Origin of the sequence: Paracoccus aerius (assembly GCF_014656455.1) — a bacterium.
Taxonomy (GTDB): Bacteria; Pseudomonadota; Alphaproteobacteria; order Rhodobacterales; family Rhodobacteraceae; genus Paracoccus; species Paracoccus aerius.
In genome coordinates this window covers 257,560-274,089 of the sequence record NZ_BNCL01000002.1, presented here as the reverse complement: position 1 = coordinate 274,089, position 16,530 = coordinate 257,560, and the positions used below count along the sequence as shown (strand labels likewise).

The following is a 16,530-nucleotide window of genomic DNA, read 5'->3' as shown; positions in this document are numbered from 1 at the left end:
GCAAGACCCGCCTGAAGGAATCGCCCGATGCTGCGCCAGTTCTTTTCCTATTACCGTCCCTTCATGGGGCTGTTCTGGCTGGATTTCGGCTGCGCGGTGCTGTCGGGCCTGCTGGAACTGGCCTTCCCGCTGGCCGTCACAGCCTTTATCGACCACCTGCTGCCGAAGGGTGACTGGACGCTGACCGTTGCCGCCGCCGCGGGCCTTCTGGTGCTTTATGCCGTCAATGCGGGCCTGCTGACGGTGGTGATCTATTGGGGCCACAAGCTGGGCATCAACATCGAGACCGAAATGCGCGCCCGCGCCTTCGACCACCTGACGCGGCTGTCCTGGCGGTGGTACGACCGGGCGCGCACCGGCAAGCTGGTCGCCCGCGTGACCCGCGACCTGGAAGAAATCGGAGAGGTCGCCCATCACGGCCCCGAGGACGCCTTCATCGCCATCATGACCTTCGTGGGCGCCTTTGCGCTGATGTTCTGGGTCAACCCGCAGCTTGCCGTGATCGTGGCGCTGATCGTGCCGGCGATGCTGGCCATCGTGATCGTCTATGGCGGACGCATGACCCAGACCTGGCGCGCCATCTATTCCCGCGTGGGCGATTTCAATGTCCGGCTCGAGGAAACCCTGGGCGGCGTCCGCGTTGTGCAGGCCTTCGGCAACGAGGCGCATGAGAACCACCTGTTCGCCGCCGACAACGCCCGCTACCGCCAGGCCAAGCTGGACGCCTATCGCGTGATGGCGGCGTCGAACGCGCTGCAATACATGGGCCTGCGCCTGGTGCAGGTGGTCGTCATGGTGGTGGGCGCGGGCTTCGTGCTGTCGGGCGACCTGACCACCGGCGGCTTCGTGGGCTTCCTGTTGCTGGTCGGCGTCTTCTATCGCCCGCTGGAAAAGATCGCCGCCGTGATCGAGACCTATCCGCGCGGCATCGCGGGCTTCCGCCGTTACCAGGAACTGCTGGCAACCGAGCCCGAGATCTCTGACGCTCCCGACGCCGTCGAGGCCCCCGCCCTGCGCGGCGACATCCGCTTCGAGAATGTGGGCTTTTCCTATGACGCGGGCCGCCCCATCCTGGACGGGATCGACCTGACCGTGAAGGCGGGGGAAACCGTGGCCTTCGTCGGCCCCTCTGGCGCGGGCAAGACGACACTGCTGGCGCTGCTGCCGCGGTTCTACGAGCCGACCGCCGGCCGGATCACGGTGGACGGGCTGCCCCTGCCCGCCCTGCGGCTGAACAGCCTGCGCCGCCAGATCGGGTTGGTCAGCCAGGACGTGTTCCTGTTCGGCGGCACCCTGCGCGAAAACATCGGCTATGGCCGCCTTGGCGCGACCGACGACGAGATCCGGCAGGCCGCCGCGCGCGCGCAGCTGACCCAGATGATCGAAGGGCTGCCCGACGGGCTGGATACGGTCGTGGGCGAACGCGGCGTGATGCTGTCGGGCGGGCAGAAGCAGCGCGTGGCCATCGCCCGCGCCTTCCTGAAGAACCCGCCGATCCTGATCCTGGACGAGGCGACAAGTGCCTTGGACAGCCAGACCGAACGGGAAATCCAGCAGGCCCTGGACGCGCTTGCCGTGGGCCGCACCACGCTGGTCATCGCCCACCGGCTGGGCACGATCCGCAACGCCCACCGCATCGTGGTCATGCAGGCGGGCAGGATTGCGGAAATCGGCAGCCATGCGGACCTGATCGCCAAAGGCGGGATCTATGCGGGCCTGGCGGCCTGAAGGAACGGGCACCCGTTTGCGGCAAATAGCGGCAGGGGACGACGAATTTCATCCGGTCCGCAGAAAAGTGTTAATCTTTCGTTAACGATAGGGCATATTTCCCTTCGCGTGCGCAGGTGCCTTTCGATCACCTAGTCATGGTTTTCTTGTTCAAGTGGTATGGAGTGGTTCATGAATACATCCTTGAAGGCTGCCGCATTCCTTTTCCTCACGACCCTGGGCGTGGCACCGGCTGTCGAGGCGGCGACAGTCGCATCGGTGGACGCGTCCTGGCTGCAGGCACGGGGGTTCCTTTACGAGATCGAGACTGCGGGGAACTACACGCTCGACTTTTCGGGTGAGGGACGCTGGCCGATCGCGCCGGATTTCCTGGGAACGGCCGCCTATGCCTTTGCCGAGTTCGACGGTGGCATCGACGAGTTCTTCGACAGCGTGACGATGGGCATGACCTTCGTCGCCTTCGACGGGCTGTCCATCAACCTTGGCTTTCTGGATGCCGGGGTCGACTTCGCCGCCGGGATCATCGCGCTTGGCGGCGACGCCACGCTCAGCCTGAACCGGGTCGATGATCCTGCGCCCGTTCCCCTGCCGGGAACCCTGCCGCTTCTGGCGGCCTCGATCGGGTCCGCCCTTTTCCTGCGGCGGCGCAACGCGGCCTGAACACCCGATCCGCCAGACAAGCCAGAGGCCGGGTTGCACTTCGCATCCCGGCCCTTTTTAACGGCCGGGGCAGGCCAGGCGGCATCAGCCCCAATAGGCGGCGGCCATGAAGTCCTTGCGGTCGATGCCGCGGGCGATCAGGTGCTGCCGGGCAAGCCGGGCCTGGCCTGCCTCGCCCGCGAACCAGAAATGGCTGCCTTGCTCCAACCGGGCCTCGGCCAGGGCCGCCAGCAGATCGTCGCAAGGCGTCACCCGTGGATCGGCGACCAGGGGACCAAGGTCGCGCAGATCGGCCCGGACATGGGCTGAAACCTGACCCCGCGCCAGGTCCAGCATCCGCGCGATGGCAGGAAGCGCGGTTTCGTCGCCAAACAGGTGCAGCCGATCGGCATCCGGGCACCAGCCGCCCCCGGGACCGATGATGCCCACCTCGGCCCCTTCGGGACCGGACAAGGCCCAGTCGCAGGTCGGGCTGCCCGCGTGGCGGAAGATGTCGAAATCCAGCCAGTCGGCGGCCTGTTCCGCCACGGTATAGACCGGCCGGTGCAAGGCATCCGCGCCCGTCGGCCACTCCGTGCGCCCCGAGGCGCCAATGCGCGGCCAAAGGGCCGCCCGTCCCGCAGGCGGCAGCAAAAGGCGGAAATGAAGGCTGCCCGTGCCGAAACGCGCGGCATCGGGACCGGCCAATCGAACCCGGATAAAGCCCGGGCTGCGCTGCCTGACCGACGCCACCCGCATCAAGGACAGCCCCGGCGCAAGGGCGCCGGCATCCACCCGGTCCCATTGAACGTCCAGCCCGGCTTCCGCGAACAGTTCGGTGGCGCTGTCCTGTAGATTGCCGATCAGCCGCGATTCGGGCGCAGACAATTCGACGCGCACGTCATCATCCCCCGGGATCAGCCGCAGCTCGCACCCCCAGACGAACAGGCTCAGCGCATCGGCGGTTTCTTCCAAGGGCACGTCCCAGGCCACGGCCCGTGCCTTCAGCGCAGCAGCCGCCGCGCCCGAGGCCCGGGGGATGATGCCAAAGTTCCGATGGGTACGCAGATGCGACATGACGCAGGCCTTTCCCTGATCGTGATGTGGATATAGTAAAGCAATTCAGTCAACAATATGAAACACGGCTGCCCCGGCCGGATTTCTGGGGAAGATGAAAGGCGCGGGATGAGCTTTCTTCACAGGATGACCTGCCGGACCGAAGGGATCCATGCGACGCTGCCGGTCCGCTGGCGCAGCCTGGACGGGATGGTTGGGGTGTTCTGGCAGGCGCGTGGTGAAGCCGGCGCCCGCGGCTATTACCTGTCGCCCGACCCGCGCATCGTGTTCTTCTTCAACGACGTGTCGTCCCATATCCGCGTTTCCAACCGCGAGGATGGAATACCCGGTCACGCCCGGCCGATGATGCGGGCGCTTTACGTCCCGCCGGGCGTCCCGCTGTGGTCCAGCTTCGCCGGGGCGCACCATTTCTCTCACCTGGATCTGCACCTTCACCGCGACCGGCTTCTGCGGCTGCTGTCCCCGTCCTTGGGAACGTCCGAGGCGCTGTCCGTCCTGAACCGTCCGGTCGAGACCGGGGATGCCGCCCCCCTTTCTGCCCTGGCCGATCTGCTGGTAGCCGAGGTTTCCCAACCCCGCCATCACCCCGTCTTTGCGGAAAGCCTGGTGGGCAGCATCGCCACGGGCCTGCTTGACCTGCCGGTGGAAGGTGGCGACCCTGTCTCGGGCGGGCTGACGCCGGCGCAGATGCGCCGGCTGACCGGCACGCTGACGGCGCGGCAGGACCGGCGCATGACCGTGGCCGAGATGGCTGCCACGGTGGGCCTTTCCGAAAGCTGGTTCGCCGCCGTCTTCAAGCAGACCACCGGCCAGACGCCCCTGCAATGGCAGCTTGCGCAAAGGATCGTCCAGGCCAAGCGCCTGCTTCTGGAAAGCAACCTGACCGTGGCCGAGGTCGCGGCCCAGCTTGGCTTTTCCGACCAGGCGCACCTGACCCGCGCCTTCCGCCAGATCGCGGGCGAGACACCCGCCGCATGGCGGCGGATGCAGATGGCAGGATGACATGGACTACCAGGTGCGGCGCAGGGTGACCGCGACCTCGCGGCCGGGGTTGTAGGTGATCGACCCGCCGGCAGCCTCGCGGTGCTTTTCATCCAGCAGGTTCGTCACGTTGACGGCCAATGTGGTGTCGCTTGTCACGTCATAGCTGTAGGCAGCATCGACCAGGACGGCGGCTTCGCTTTTCACAAGATTGTCGTCGCCACCGAAGGCGGTGCCCTTGTAGCGGGCCCCGATCCCGAAGGTCATGTCTCCACGCGCGCCCTCGCCAGCCAGCGTGTAGTCCAGCCACACCGAAGCCAAGTGTTTGGGAACGTTGCCCAGGCTGTTGCCCTGGTTGGGTGACAGACGGTCCATGATTTCGGTATCCGTATAGGAATAGGCCGCAATCACCTCAAGCTCGTCTGTCAGTTCGGCGCGTGCTTCAAGCTCTAGCCCGCGGGCGCGGATTTCACCGATGGTCCGCGGAATCGGGGGGCTGGTGCTGGAATCGGTACGAGTGATGTTCGTCTTGCGCAGGTCATAGACGGCGGCCGTGAACAGGGCATTCATGCCTGCCGGACGATACTTCATCCCCACCTCGAACTGCTCGCCTTCTTCCGGCTCGACCGTCAGGGCGGCCGGCAGGACCGATTCGGCATAGCTGGCATAGGCGGAAAGGTCCTGGGTGATCTTCCAGGTCAGGCCAAGGCTGGTCGTGGTCTTGCTGAAATCGCCTCTGGTGTCCGATCCCGCCAGCCGGTTGGTCTGCTGCCCGTCGATCCAGTCGTGACGCAGCCCGACATTTGCGATGAACCGGTCCGAGAAGGTCAATTCTTCCTGAAGGTAAAGGCTCTTGACGGTCGAGCTTGTTGCCTGGTCCGTGATGACCGGGATCAGCGACAGATCGATGTCGCCGATATAGCGCGGATTTTCCCAGTCGTAGTTCAGGTCCGCAGGATAAGGATAAAGAACCGTTTCTCCCACTCCGTCGCCATCGAAGTCGTAGGCCACGTTGTTCGCATATCGTGTCACATTGTCGGATTTGGTCCGTTGGTAGCTTAGGCCGACTACAGTGCGGCTTCCGGCCCAGCCCAGTTGGGTGTCGTATTGAAGATTGGCGTCGGCATCAATCTCCTCGCCCGATCCTTCGCTTGCGAACAACTCGCGGCGTGCGACAGTAGGTCCGGCAAGGCCCGCCACATAGGCATAGCCAAAGCCGCGATCCTCATCCTGGTAGCGTGCCTTGGCATTGACCTTCAGGCCCCCGCCGAAGTCGTGGTCCAGGATGGCGGTGACGGCGTTGCGTTCGTTTGTCACAGAATCGAAATCCGGTTCCCCGAAGAACACATCGCGCCCAAAATCGGTGCCCAGCGGCCAACCCGATCCCGTGGATCCCTTCCGTTCCAGATGATCGACCACGACACTGAGCGTTGTCTGGTCGCTTGGCCGCCAGCTCAGCCCGCCCATGACCAGCGTGGCGTCGTCGCGGCTGTAGTCCAGTTCCTTTTCGGAATCCTGCACCCGCGCCGTCAGGCGATAGGACAAGGTCCCGTCCGCTGTCAGCGTGTTGCCGAAGTCCAGGCCCGCCTCGGCGTGGCCGTGGGATCCACCTGTCACATAGGCTTGGCCGAAGCGTTCGCCGCGGGGCAGTTTCGTGACATAGTTGACGATGCCGCCCGGTTCGGAGGGACCGTTGACCGAGGAATTGCCGCCCTTGACGATCTCGACCCGCTCATAGGCAAAGGCATCCTCGCGGATCCCGCCGAAAGCCTTCTGCAGCGGCAGGCCGTCACGATAGACCGAGGCGTCGAAACCTCGCAGCTTATAGTAGTCGAACCGGTCATCGCCGCCATAGAAGTCCGTCGCGACGCCGGTGGTATAGCGCAGGACCTCCTCGGCCGTCCGTGCGCCGCGTTGTTCGATCTCGCGGGATGTCACGACCGACACCGACGCAGGGGTGTCGAGAATCGGCGTTACCAGCTTGCTGCCCGCGGTGGTGGAATAGGCGACGACGCTGTCCGCGTCATTGTCGCCCGCCCCCTCCAGGGTGATCGGTGCAAGAACCGTCACGTCCTGGCTTGCCTCTTGCGCCAGAAGGCTGGCCGGAGCCAGAGCGGTGCAGCCTAGAAGCAAGGCGGTCAGATAGCGGTGCCTGGCTGTTCCGGCAGTCTTGTTGATGGCCATGGGTCGTGTTCCACAGTGTTACAGGGCAAAGATGCTGGCCGCCCGCGCGGGATGAAGTTGCGCCGGATGGCTTGCTGATGGATGGACTGGCCTGGTCACGGCAATAAGCAGCCAGGCAGCGACAAAGCGCCTCTAGGACAGATGCCCAGCGCCTGTATTGTATAATCCTACTTTTTTTGTCAGAAGCTATGGGAAATAGCCGCCCACGCCGCACGGCCCCGTCCCGCGACCTTGACGAGGCAGCCCCGCATTGCGCAATCCGCATCTGACAGCGACTGGAGATCCCATGCAAAGTCCTCTTCGCGTGCTTGCCGCCTTGCTGGCCTGGATTCTGGCCGCGGGTGCCGTCCAGGCGCAGGAAGCTGCCTTTCCCCTCACCATTCCCCATGCCTTCGGGACGACCACGATCCCTGAAAAGCCGCAGCGGGTGGCGACCGTCAATTCCGGCAACCACGAGGTTCCTCTGGCGCTTGGCGTGGTGCCGGTGGGCATGGCCGCGGCGAACTACGGCGATGACGACGGCGATGGCGTCCTGCCCTGGGTGGCCGAGCGTCTTGAGGAACTGGGCGCCGAGACGCCGGCGCTTTTCGATGAAGGCGACGGGATCGACTTCGAGGCGGTCGCGGCCTCGCAGCCCGACGTGATCCTTGCCGCCTATTCCGGGCTGACGCAGGCGGATTACGACACGCTGAGCCAGATCGCGCCGGTGGTGGCCTATCCTGACAGCGCCTGGACCACCGAATGGCGCCAGATGATCCGCATGAACAGCGCGGGCATGGGCATGGCAGCCGAGGGCGAGGCGCTGATCGACCGGATGGAGGCGCAGATCGCCGATACCGTCGCCAAGCATCCGCAGCTGCAGGGCAAGACGGCGATGTTCGTGACCCATCTGGACAGCACGAACCTGTCGGTCGTCAATTTCTACAGCGCCAATGACACGCGGGTGAAGTTCTTCGCCGACCTGGGCCTGTCCATGCCCCGCAGCGTCACCGAGGCGACCCAGCCCGGACAGTTCTTCGGTTCCGTCAGCGCCGAGCGGATCGACGCCTTTGACGATGTGGACATTGTCGTGACCTATGGCGGCGACCTGCTGCTTCAGGCGATGAAGGCCGATCCCCTGATGGCCCATATGCCCGCCGTCGCAAACGAGGCCATCGTCCTGCTGGGCAACGATCCCCTGGGAAACGCGGCCAATCCCACGCCGCTGTCGCTGCCCTGGGTGCTTGACGATTACGCAGCCCTTCTGGCCGAGGCCGCGCGGAAGGCCGAATGACCGACGCTGCCGCCCCTGCCCCGCGCCACGCCGCGCCGCGCGTCCTGTGGCTGGGCGTCCTGATGGCGGTGCTGGTCCTGCTGGCCGCGCTGTCGGTCGCAATCGGCACGCGAGAGGTCGGGCTGGACGACATCGCCGCGGCCCTGCGTGGCCAGGTCGACACGATCGAACAGGCCGCCGTGGCCGCGCGCATCCCGCGCACGGTGCTGGCGGCACTGGCGGGGGCGTCGCTGGGCATGGCGGGCGCGATCATGCAGGGCGTGACGCGCAATCCCCTGGCCGATCCGGGCATCCTGGGGGTGAACCTGGGGGCGTCGCTGGCCATCGCGGTGGCGGTCGCCTGGTTCGGCATCGCCTCGGCCCAGGCCTTCATCTGGGTCGCGATCCTGGGCGCGGGGGGAACTGCGGTCTTTGTTTATGCGGTCGGATCATTGGGACGGGGCGGACCGACCCCGCTGAAGCTGGCGCTTGCGGGCATGGCGACATCGGTCGCGTTTTCGTCGCTGGTGGTGGCGGTGATGCTGTCGCGGGGCGACATCGCGGGCGGATTGCAGGCCTGGCAGATCGGCGGCGTGGGCGGGGCGACCTTTGCCCGCATGGTCCACGTTCTGCCCTTCCTGGCCCTTGGCCTTGCCATCGGCCTCGGCTCGGCCCGCAAGCTGAACTCGCTGGCTTTGGGGGACGACATGGCGGCGGGCCTGGGCGAGCGGGTGGCGGTCGTGCGCGCCATAGCCTCGCTGGGGGCGATCCTGCTCTGCGGCGCCACCACCGCGATCTGCGGACCGATCGGCTTCGTGGGGCTGGTCGTGCCGCATCTGTGCCGGCTGCTGGTCGGGGTCGATCACCGCTGGCTGCTGCCCTTTTCCGCGCTTGCGGGCGCTGCGCTGCTGGTCGGGTCCGACATCCTGGGCCGCATCCTGGCCCGCCCCTCGGAACTGGACGTGGGCATCGTCACAGCCTTTATCGGCGCGCCCTTCTTCATCTGGATCGTGCGCCATGCGCGGGTGAAGGAGCTATGAGCACCGCAGCCCTGATCGCCGCAGGCCGCAGGCGCCGCGCCCTGCGCCGCAGCCGCGTTCTTTGTGGCGGGCTGGCCCTGCTGCTGGCGGGGTTCGCGCTGACGCTGATGCTGGGCCAGTCCCTCGTGCCACCTGCCGATGTCCTGCGCGTCCTGGCGGGACAGGACGTGGCCGGCGCGTCGTTCACCGTGGGGCAGTTGCGCCTGCCCCGGGCCGTGCTGGCGATCCTGGCGGGCCTGTCCTTCGGGCTGGGCGGGGCGGCCTTCCAGATCATGCTGCGCAATCCCCTGGCCAGCCCCGACATCATCGGCATCAGCAGGGGCGCCAGCGCTGCGGCGGTTGTGGCCATCGTGGTCCTGGGGCTGGACGGCCCGATGGTGTCGGTGCTTGCGGTGATCGCGGGCCTGGGCGTGGCCCTGGCCATCTATGCCCTGTCCTTTCGGGGCGGCGTGGCTGGGACGCGGCTGATCTTGGTAGGCATCGGGATCTCGGCCATGCTGGACAGCATCATCGCCTTTGTCCTGTCCCGTGCGCCGTCCTGGGACCTGGCCGAGGCGATGCGGTGGCTGACCGGCAGCGTGAACGGGGCGCAACTGTCCCAGGCCCTGCCGCTGCTGGTGTCGCTGGCGGTCTTTGGCGGGCTGCTGGTCAGCCGCGCCCGCGATCTCGAATCGCTTCGGCTGGGTGACGATGCTGCCGCCGCGCTTGGCACGAATGTTCCCCTGACGCGGGTGCTGGTGGTGGTCGCGGCCGTGGGGCTGATCGCGGTCGCTACCGCTGTGACCGGGCCGGTTGCCTTTGTGGCCTTCCTGTCCGGCCCCATTGCCGCGCGGATCCTGGGGCCCAATGGATCGGTGCTGATCCCGGCCGGCCTGGTTGGCGCGGTTCTGGTGCTGGGCGGCGATTATATCGGCCAGTTCCTTCTGCCCGCGCGCTTCCCCGTCGGAGTCGTCACCGGCGCCCTGGGCGCGCCTTATCTGCTTTACCTGATCATGCGGGCGAACCGCGCCGGAGACTCGATGTGACCAGCCATTCCCTGACCGTCGAGGGCCTTTCCGCAGGCTATGGCGACCGGCTGATCCTGCGGGGCCTGGATCTGGCCGTGCTGCCGGGCCGCATCACCGCGATCGTCGGCGCCAACGCCTGCGGTAAATCGACGCTGCTGCGGTCCATGTCGCGGCTGCTGGCGCCGCGCGCGGGCCGTGTCCTGGTGGATGGCAAGGCGATTCACCGCATGTCGCCGCGTCGCGTCGCGCAGGTGATGGGCCTTTTGCCGCAGTCCCCCATCGCCCCCGAAGGCATCACCGTGGCCGATCTGGTCAGCCGGGGCCGCCATCCGCATCATGGCATCCTGTCCCGCTGGTCGCGGGCGGATGACGAGGCCGTGGCCCAGGCGCTTGATGCAACAGGAACGCAGGAGCTGGCCGAACGCGCGGTGGATGAACTGTCCGGCGGGCAGCGCCAGCGGGTCTGGATCGCCATGGCCCTGGCCCAGCAGACGGACCTTTTGCTGCTGGACGAGCCCACTACCTTCCTGGACATCAGCCACCAGATCGAAGTCCTGGACCTGCTGACCGACCTGAACCACCGACGCGGCACGACGGTCGTGATGGTGCTGCACGACCTGAACCTGGCCGCGCGCTATGCCGATCACCTGGTTGCGATGGCGGGTGGCAACCTTTACGCCCAGGGCACGCCGGATCATGTGCTGACGGAGGAGATGGTGCGCGCCGTCTTCGGGCTCGATAGCCGGATCATCGCAGACCCGACCTCGGGCCGGCCGATGATGCTGCCCATTGGCCGGCACCGGATGGCGGCGGAATAAGGGCGAGCCGCTTTCGGTGTTGCGGTCCTCTGCCACGGGGGAAGCAGGCGCGGGATAAATCTTTCCACCGTGCCCACCAAGTCTGGCAACCAATCTGGGGTGGGATCGGTTTTGCGGTGGTTCCCTTCGCTGCAAGGGGAAGGGGAAAGGCTTTTCATGACCGCACAGCAGGTGCTTGCCTTCGCCATCGTCGGCGTGATGATGGTGTTGTTCATCTGGGGCAGGCTTCGATACGACGTGGTGGCCATGCTGGCCCTGCTGGCATCGCTGCTGGCGGGGACCGTGTCCCCCGACCATGCCTTTACCGGCTTTTCCGACGACATCGTCATCATCGTGGGCAGCGCCCTTGTGGTCAGCGCCGCCGTGTCGCGGTCCGGCATCATCGAGGCCGGGCTGCGGTGGCTGGTGCGCAAGCTGACCACGATGGGGGTGCAGCTTCTGGTGCTGGTCGGCACGGTCACGCTGCTGTCTTCGCTGGTCAAGAACATCGGCGCGCTTGCCATGCTGATGCCCGCCGCGCTGAAGATGGCGCGCAAGTCGGGGCAGTCGCCGTCGCTTTACCTGATGCCGATGTCCTTCGGGTCGCTTCTGGGCGGGCTGATCACCCTTGTCGGCACCTCGCCCAACATCATCGTCTCGGGCGTCAGGCAGGAAATGACGGGCCAGCCCTTCCGCATGTTCGACTTTGCCCCGGTGGGGCTGGGCCTGTCGGCGGTGGGCGTCACCTTCCTGATGTTCGCCTGGCGGCTGTTGCCGTCGGACCGCCGCGCCACTGCCTCACTGGGCGAGGCCGTGAAGATCAGCGACTACAACACCGAGGCCACGGTGCCGGAAAGATCCGCCGCCGCCGGCCGCACGATCGGCGCCCTGATCGGCATGGCGGACGGAGAGATCACCGTGACCGGTCTGATCCGGGGCGGGGAACGGCGCAAGGTCGTCTTGTTCGACACCGTGATCGAGGAAGGCGACATCCTGCTGCTGCGGGGCGAGCCCGACGGGCTGGAACGCGCGGTCGCCAAGGGCGGGCTGGCCATGACGCGGCATGACACGGCGTCCCGGCTGGAGCTGCCCGCCAGCAAGATCGGCGTGATCGAGGCGGTGACAACCGTCACCTCCAGCCTGGTGGGGAAAAGCGTGGGCAGCATCCGGCTGTTCGACGAACAGGGCATCAGCCTTCTGGCCGTGTCCCGATCCGGCCACCGCATGACCGAGAGGCTGTCCCAGACCCGGCTGCAGGCCGGCGACGTGCTGCTGCTGCAGGGCCCGGTCGAGATCCTGCCCGAACGCATCCGCAGCTTGGGCCTGTTGCCGCTGGCCGAACGAAGCCTGCGCATCGGCAGCGTCCGCAAGGAACTGATGCCGATCCTGATCCTGGGGACGGCCATGGGCCTGACCGCCGCAGGCATCCTGCCCGTGGCCATCGCCTTTTTCGGGGCGGCGGTGCTGATGATCCTGTCGGGCGCGATCAGCCCCGAAGGCGCCTATGACGCGGTGGAATGGCCGCTGCTGATCATGCTGGGGTCGCTGATCCCCGTCAGCGAGGCCTTGCAAACCACCGGCGGCACCGACCTGATCGGCGCCTGGCTGTCCGATGTCGCGACCGGCCTGCCGGTCTGGGGGGCGGTGGCGCTGATCATGGTGGCGGCCATGGCGGTGACGCCCTTCCTGAACAACGCGGCAACGGTGCTGGTCATGGCCCCCATCGCCGTGACCTTTGCCGGCACGTTGGGCTATGCCCCCGAAGCCTTCCTAATGGCCGTGGCCGTGGGCGCGGGCTGCGATTTCCTGACGCCCATCGGTCACCAGTGCAACACGCTGGTGATGGGACCGGGGGGATACCGCTTCAGCGACTATCCCCGTCTTGGCCTGCCCTTGTCGATCCTGGTCGTGCTGACCGGGGTGCCGCTGATCCTGGCCGTCTGGCCCGTCTGATCAGCGCGCGTGCTGAGTCCGGCGCGGCGCCTCGCGCTTGGCGATGCGCAGGACGGTATAGCCAGCGATGCCGGATACCAGCGAACCCAACAGGATGCCGATCTTGGCCTCGTCCTGCAGCAGCACCTGGTCGAAGGCCAGGATCGAGATGAACAGGCTCATGGTGAAGCCGATCCCGCACAGAAGCGCGGTCCCGAACATCTGCATCCAGCTTGCGCCGGCAGGCAGATCCGCCCAATCAAGCCGCACCAGCACGCCCACCGCGCCGAAGATGCCCACGACCTTGCCAAGGGCCAGGCCCATCGCGACGCCCAGCGTGACCGGCGCCAGCAGCGCCTCGGCTCCGACGCCGGCAAAGCTGACGCCTGCATTGGCAAAGCCGAAGACCGGGATGATCAGATAGGCCACCGGCGCGATCAGCGCATGTTCCAGCCGGTGCAGCGGGCTTTCGGCCGGGCGCGCCTCGGGCGTGGCGGGCGTGCGCTTCAGCGGGATCGTCAGCGCCAGCAGCACGCCCGCGATGGTGGCGTGGATGCCGGACCGCCAGACGAAGAACCACAGGACGGCGCCAAGCAGCAGATAGGGCCACAGCCGCATCACCCCCGACTGGTTCAGTCCCACCAGGGCCATCAGGATCAGCGCGGCGATCGCCAGGTCCGCGGGCGACAGGCCGCTGGTGTAGAACAGGCCGATCACCACGACCGCGCCCAGATCGTCAATGATCGCAAGGGCCGCCAGGAACACCTTGAGCGAGGTCGGCACCCGCGACCCCAGAAGCGAGATCACCCCAAGCGCGAAGGCGATGTCGGTGGCAGACGGGATGGCCCAGCCGTGCGTGGCGCCCGTGCCCGCCGTGAAGAACAGATAAACAAGCGCCGGAACCGCCATGCCCGCCGCCGCGGCGACCCCGGGCAGGATCCGGCGCGGCCAGGACGACAGGTGGCCGTCCACCATCTCTCGCTTGATTTCAAGCCCGACCATCAGGAAGAACAGCGCCATCAGGGCGTCGTTGATCCAGTGCTGAAGGGACAGCGGCCCCAGATAGACGTGGAGCGCGTGGAAATAGGCCTCGGACCAGGGGGAATTGGCGACGATCAGCGCCAGGACGGCCGATCCCATCAACAGGATGCCCCCCGACGATTCGCTGTCCAGGAACCTGCGGATGGTGTTTTGAATGCGGCCTGCCAATGCACGGTCCCCCTTGTCAGAAACGGTTCAACCGGTCTCCGTATTCAGGGGTCGTCCCTGGGCGCACGCAGGACACGCCATTCGGCGGGATATTATTCAGCAAGGCCCGAGGATCAAGGGCTTTGCGGATGTTCACGGATTTCCCGCAGCCATTCGCGCCAGATCGCCACCAGCAGGGCCATCAGCACCGGGCCCACGAACAGGCCGACGATGCCCATCGTCTTGACGCCGCCCACCAGCCCGAAGAACGTCGGCAGGAAGGGCATCTTGACCGGCCCGCCGACCAGAACGGGCCGGATCGTCTTGTCCACGATGAACAGTTCGACCGAACCCCAGAGGAACAGCAGCACCCCTGCCAGCGGCGACCCGCTTGCCACCAGATAGATCGAGACCAGCGTGAAGGACAGCGGCGCGCCCCCCGGGATCAGCGCCATGATCCCCGTGATGACCCCCAGCGTCACCGGCGAGGGCACGCCCGCGATCCAGTAGGCGATGCCCAGGATGACGCCCTCGCCGATGGCGATCAGGGTCATGCCGGTGACGGTGGCGCTGATCGTCAGCGGCACCACGCGCGACAGCCGTTCCCATCGGCGGGGCAGGATGCGCGCGCCCACGATGTCGATCTGGCCCGCGATCTTGTGCCCGTCGCGATAGAACACGAACAGCGCGATCAGCATGAACAGAAGGTTCAGCGCCAGGTGGAAGGCGATGTTCCCCGCCGCCAGGACGCTGCGATAGATCGAGGCGATGGTGTTGCCGCTGGTCAGTTGCACCAGTTCCGCGATCGCGCCGGGCTGGCCGACATGACGGGACCATTGTTCGTCGATCCAGTCGCCGATCCGGGGCAGGGCGGTCATCCATTCGGGCGCGGGCGCGCCATTGGCGTTCACCTCGAACACCCAATAGATCCATTGCTGCAATTCGCGAAAGGCGTAAAGCAGCGCCATGGTGATCGGAACCACCAGAAACAGCACGATCACCAGCACGAACAGCGCCGCCGTGGTGGTGCGGTGGATGCCCAGGCCCCGCTGCACGCTGCGCGACAAGGGCCAGCTGGCAAAGGCGATGATCGTCGCGGCCAGCACCGGCACCAGGAAGCCGTGGAAGAAATAGATCGCGGCGGCGATGATGAAGACCAGCAGCCAGCGGGCGGCCGAGATGTCGCTGATCAGCGGAAAAGGCGTCGCCGGGTCGTCTTGCACCACCATCTGGGGCCGAGGCGTTGCCTGCTGTGGGTCGTTCATGCGCTCGCGCCTGCCTTTCGGTATTCCGCTTGCCATGACTGTTGCATTGTTGATCGCCGCGTCAACCCGTCTTTCGGGCCTTGTGCTTGCGGGAATCTGTCGCATCGGCTAGCCACGGCGCCTTTCAATCCAAAAGGCCAAGGCCATGACCAGCACCCTCGCGATCGACTTCGGCACCTCGAACACCGCCGTCACGATCCTTGATGCGGGCCGGGTCAGGCGCATCCCGGTCGAGGGGGCGTCCGACACCCTGCCCACCGCCGTGTTCTTTCCTGCGGGCGGCGGCGCCATGCGGATCGGCGAGGCCGCGGCGCAGGCGCTGATTGCGGGCGAGGAGGGCCGCTACATGCGGGCGCTGAAAAGCGTGCTGGGAACGCCCCTGCTGCACGAATCGCGGCTGATCGCCGGAAGGCGGCGGACGCTGGCTGATGTGATCACGGCCTTCCTGGTGGCGCTGCGCCACAAGGCCGAGGCCGCCACGGGCAGGCCGCAGACCCGTGTCCTGTCCGGCCGCCCCGTCCATTTCCACCCCGATCCCGCCCGCGACGCGGCGGCCGAGGCCGACCTGCGCGCCTGCTATCACGCCGCAGGCTTCGACCATGTCGATTTCATGCCGGAACCCGAGGCCGCGGCCCTGGCCTGCCACGGCATGGGCACCGAGGGGCGGACGGGGCTGATCGTGGACATCGGCGGCGGCACCTCGGATTTCTCGGTTTACCGGGCCGAGCATGGACGGGTCCGGATCCTTGCCAGCCATGGCATCCGGCTGGGCGGCACGGATTTCGACCAGGCGATCTCGCTGTCCCATGCCATGCCCCTTCTGGGCCACGGAACCCAGTTGCGGCGAGAGATGGGGCCGGGCCTGCTGCCGGTGCCCAACGCGATCTATCTTGACCTGGCGACTTGGGCGCATATCCCCTTTGTCTATTCGCCCGAGAACCGCAGGCTGGCCCGGCAGATGGCCCGGCTTGCGGTCGATTCCGCGCGGATGGACCGGCTGGTGACGGTGCTGACGGACGAACTGGGCCACGACCTTGCCTTCGCCGTCGAACGCGGCAAGATCGCCGCCAACAGGGGCGGCGACGCCCGGATCGACATGGGCTTCATCCAGCCTCGCCTTGCCGCGCCCATCGACGGCGCCTCGCTGCAGGCGGCGCTGCGGGATTATCGCACGGATCTTGGGGCGGCGGTGGCGCTGACGCTGGATCGGGCAGGCCTGGCCGCGCAGGATATCGGCGATGTCGTGCTGGTCGGCGGCTCCAGCCTGATGGGTCTGGTGACGGATCTGGTGGCGCAGAATCTTCCGGCGGCGCGGCTTCACCGATCCGAGGCATTCACCGCCGTGGGCGACGGTCTGGCTTTGGCCAGCAACGGGGAATAGCGTTCCTGCAAATGCGGCAAAGACAGGAAACACTGGTTTTTCCTGTCCGGCAAACTTGC

At 66.7% G+C, this 16,530-nt stretch carries 13 protein-coding genes; 9 read left to right on the top strand and 4 right to left on the bottom strand.

The window, feature by feature from the left end:
- Window positions 1-27 precede the first annotated feature (27 nt).
- Both IE224_RS03515 and IE224_RS03510 read left to right on the top strand, forming a co-directional pair.
- Entirely contained in the window at window positions 28-1,728 is a 1,701-nt protein-coding gene (locus IE224_RS03515; RefSeq protein ID WP_191308099.1) for an ABC transporter ATP-binding protein, read from the top strand.
- Window positions 1,729-1,899: 171 nt separating this feature from the next.
- Entirely contained in the window at window positions 1,900-2,388 is a 489-nt protein-coding gene (locus IE224_RS03510) for a hypothetical protein (protein WP_191308097.1), read from the top strand.
- 84 nt (window positions 2,389-2,472) lie between these two features.
- On the opposite strand, the gene IE224_RS03505 is transcribed toward IE224_RS03510, so the two are convergent.
- Window positions 2,473-3,444 (bottom strand): siderophore-interacting protein, encoded by a 972-nt coding sequence (locus IE224_RS03505; RefSeq protein WP_191308094.1) that lies wholly within the window; start codon window positions 3,442-3,444, stop codon window positions 2,473-2,475.
- 108 nt (window positions 3,445-3,552) lie between these two features.
- On the opposite strand from IE224_RS03505, the gene IE224_RS03500 reads away from it, so the two are divergent.
- Window positions 3,553-4,446 carry a helix-turn-helix domain-containing protein gene (locus IE224_RS03500; protein ID WP_191308093.1) on the top strand — a complete coding sequence of 298 codons (894 nt, stop codon included), beginning with the start codon at window positions 3,553-3,555 and terminating at the stop codon, window positions 4,444-4,446.
- Window positions 4,447-4,452: 6 nt separating this feature from the next.
- On the opposite strand, the gene IE224_RS03495 is transcribed toward IE224_RS03500, so the two are convergent.
- Window positions 4,453-6,609 carry a TonB-dependent siderophore receptor gene (locus IE224_RS03495; protein ID WP_191308091.1) on the bottom strand — a complete coding sequence of 719 codons (2,157 nt, stop codon included), beginning with the start codon at window positions 6,607-6,609 and terminating at the stop codon, window positions 4,453-4,455.
- 286 nt (window positions 6,610-6,895) lie between these two features.
- On the opposite strand from IE224_RS03495, the gene IE224_RS03490 reads away from it, so the two are divergent.
- The 5 genes from IE224_RS03490 to IE224_RS03470 all read left to right on the top strand — a co-directional run bounded on the left by IE224_RS03490 (window position 6,896) and on the right by IE224_RS03470 (window position 12,658).
- Window positions 6,896-7,882 carry an iron-siderophore ABC transporter substrate-binding protein gene (locus IE224_RS03490; protein ID WP_191308089.1) on the top strand — a complete coding sequence of 329 codons (987 nt, stop codon included), beginning with the start codon at window positions 6,896-6,898 and terminating at the stop codon, window positions 7,880-7,882.
- Window positions 7,879-8,901: a FecCD family ABC transporter permease gene (locus IE224_RS03485; protein ID WP_191308087.1), complete on the top strand. Its 1,023-nt coding sequence runs from the start codon at window positions 7,879-7,881 to the stop codon at window positions 8,899-8,901. The genes IE224_RS03490 and IE224_RS03485 overlap by 4 nt, the downstream gene beginning before the upstream one ends.
- Window positions 8,898-9,926, top strand: a complete 1,029-nt coding sequence (locus IE224_RS03480) for a FecCD family ABC transporter permease (protein WP_191308085.1) — start codon at window positions 8,898-8,900, stop codon at window positions 9,924-9,926. The genes IE224_RS03485 and IE224_RS03480 overlap by 4 nt, the downstream gene beginning before the upstream one ends.
- A complete protein-coding gene (locus tag IE224_RS03475) occupies window positions 9,923-10,726 on the top strand; it encodes an ABC transporter ATP-binding protein (protein ID WP_191308082.1) in 804 nt (267 codons plus the stop codon). The genes IE224_RS03480 and IE224_RS03475 overlap by 4 nt, the downstream gene beginning before the upstream one ends.
- A gap of 156 nt (window positions 10,727-10,882) precedes the next feature.
- The gene (locus IE224_RS03470) at window positions 10,883-12,658 is read left to right on the top strand and encodes an SLC13 family permease (RefSeq protein ID WP_191308080.1); all 1,776 of its coding nucleotides are present in this window, start codon (window positions 10,883-10,885) and stop codon (window positions 12,656-12,658) included.
- Here the strand turns inward: IE224_RS03470 and nhaA are convergent, their stop codons facing one another.
- Together nhaA and IE224_RS03460 are read right to left on the bottom strand one after the other, a co-directional pair.
- Window positions 12,659-13,846, bottom strand: coding sequence for a Na+/H+ antiporter NhaA (nhaA, locus tag IE224_RS03465; protein ID WP_191308078.1), 1,188 nt, complete (start codon window positions 13,844-13,846; stop codon window positions 12,659-12,661). It abuts the gene before it with no gap.
- Between the two features lie 113 nt (window positions 13,847-13,959).
- Complete coding sequence (locus tag IE224_RS03460) at window positions 13,960-15,054, bottom strand: AI-2E family transporter (protein WP_229849236.1); 1,095 nt, start codon at window positions 15,052-15,054, stop codon at window positions 13,960-13,962.
- Window positions 15,055-15,235: 181 nt separating this feature from the next.
- Between IE224_RS03460 and IE224_RS03455 the strand changes: the two genes are divergently transcribed.
- Window positions 15,236-16,471: an Hsp70 family protein gene (locus IE224_RS03455; RefSeq protein WP_191308076.1), complete on the top strand. Its 1,236-nt coding sequence runs from the start codon at window positions 15,236-15,238 to the stop codon at window positions 16,469-16,471.
- The last annotated feature ends 59 nt before the right edge of the window (window positions 16,472-16,530 follow it).

Bases quoted from the DNA above. Each gene is read 5' to 3' on its own strand.
- IE224_RS03485 (WP_191308087.1), top strand. From the start codon at position 7,879: ATGACCGACGCTGCCGCCCCTGCCCCGCGCCACGCCGCGCCGCGCGTC.
- IE224_RS03515 (WP_191308099.1), top strand. From the start codon at position 28: ATGCTGCGCCAGTTCTTTTCCTATTACCGTCCCTTCATGGGGCTGTTC.
- IE224_RS03470 (WP_191308080.1), top strand. From the start codon at position 10,883: ATGACCGCACAGCAGGTGCTTGCCTTCGCCATCGTCGGCGTGATGATG.
- IE224_RS03455 (WP_191308076.1), top strand. From the start codon at position 15,236: ATGACCAGCACCCTCGCGATCGACTTCGGCACCTCGAACACCGCCGTC.
- IE224_RS03505 (WP_191308094.1), bottom strand. From the start codon at position 3,444: ATGTCGCATCTGCGTACCCATCGGAACTTTGGCATCATCCCCCGGGCC.
- IE224_RS03490 (WP_191308089.1), top strand. From the start codon at position 6,896: ATGCAAAGTCCTCTTCGCGTGCTTGCCGCCTTGCTGGCCTGGATTCTG.
- IE224_RS03495 (WP_191308091.1), bottom strand. From the start codon at position 6,609: ATGGCCATCAACAAGACTGCCGGAACAGCCAGGCACCGCTATCTGACC.
- IE224_RS03460 (WP_229849236.1), bottom strand. From the start codon at position 15,054: ATGGTGGTGCAAGACGACCCGGCGACGCCTTTTCCGCTGATCAGCGAC.
- IE224_RS03500 (WP_191308093.1), top strand. From the start codon at position 3,553: ATGAGCTTTCTTCACAGGATGACCTGCCGGACCGAAGGGATCCATGCG.
- IE224_RS03480 (WP_191308085.1), top strand. From the start codon at position 8,898: ATGAGCACCGCAGCCCTGATCGCCGCAGGCCGCAGGCGCCGCGCCCTG.
- IE224_RS03510 (WP_191308097.1), top strand. From the start codon at position 1,900: ATGAATACATCCTTGAAGGCTGCCGCATTCCTTTTCCTCACGACCCTG.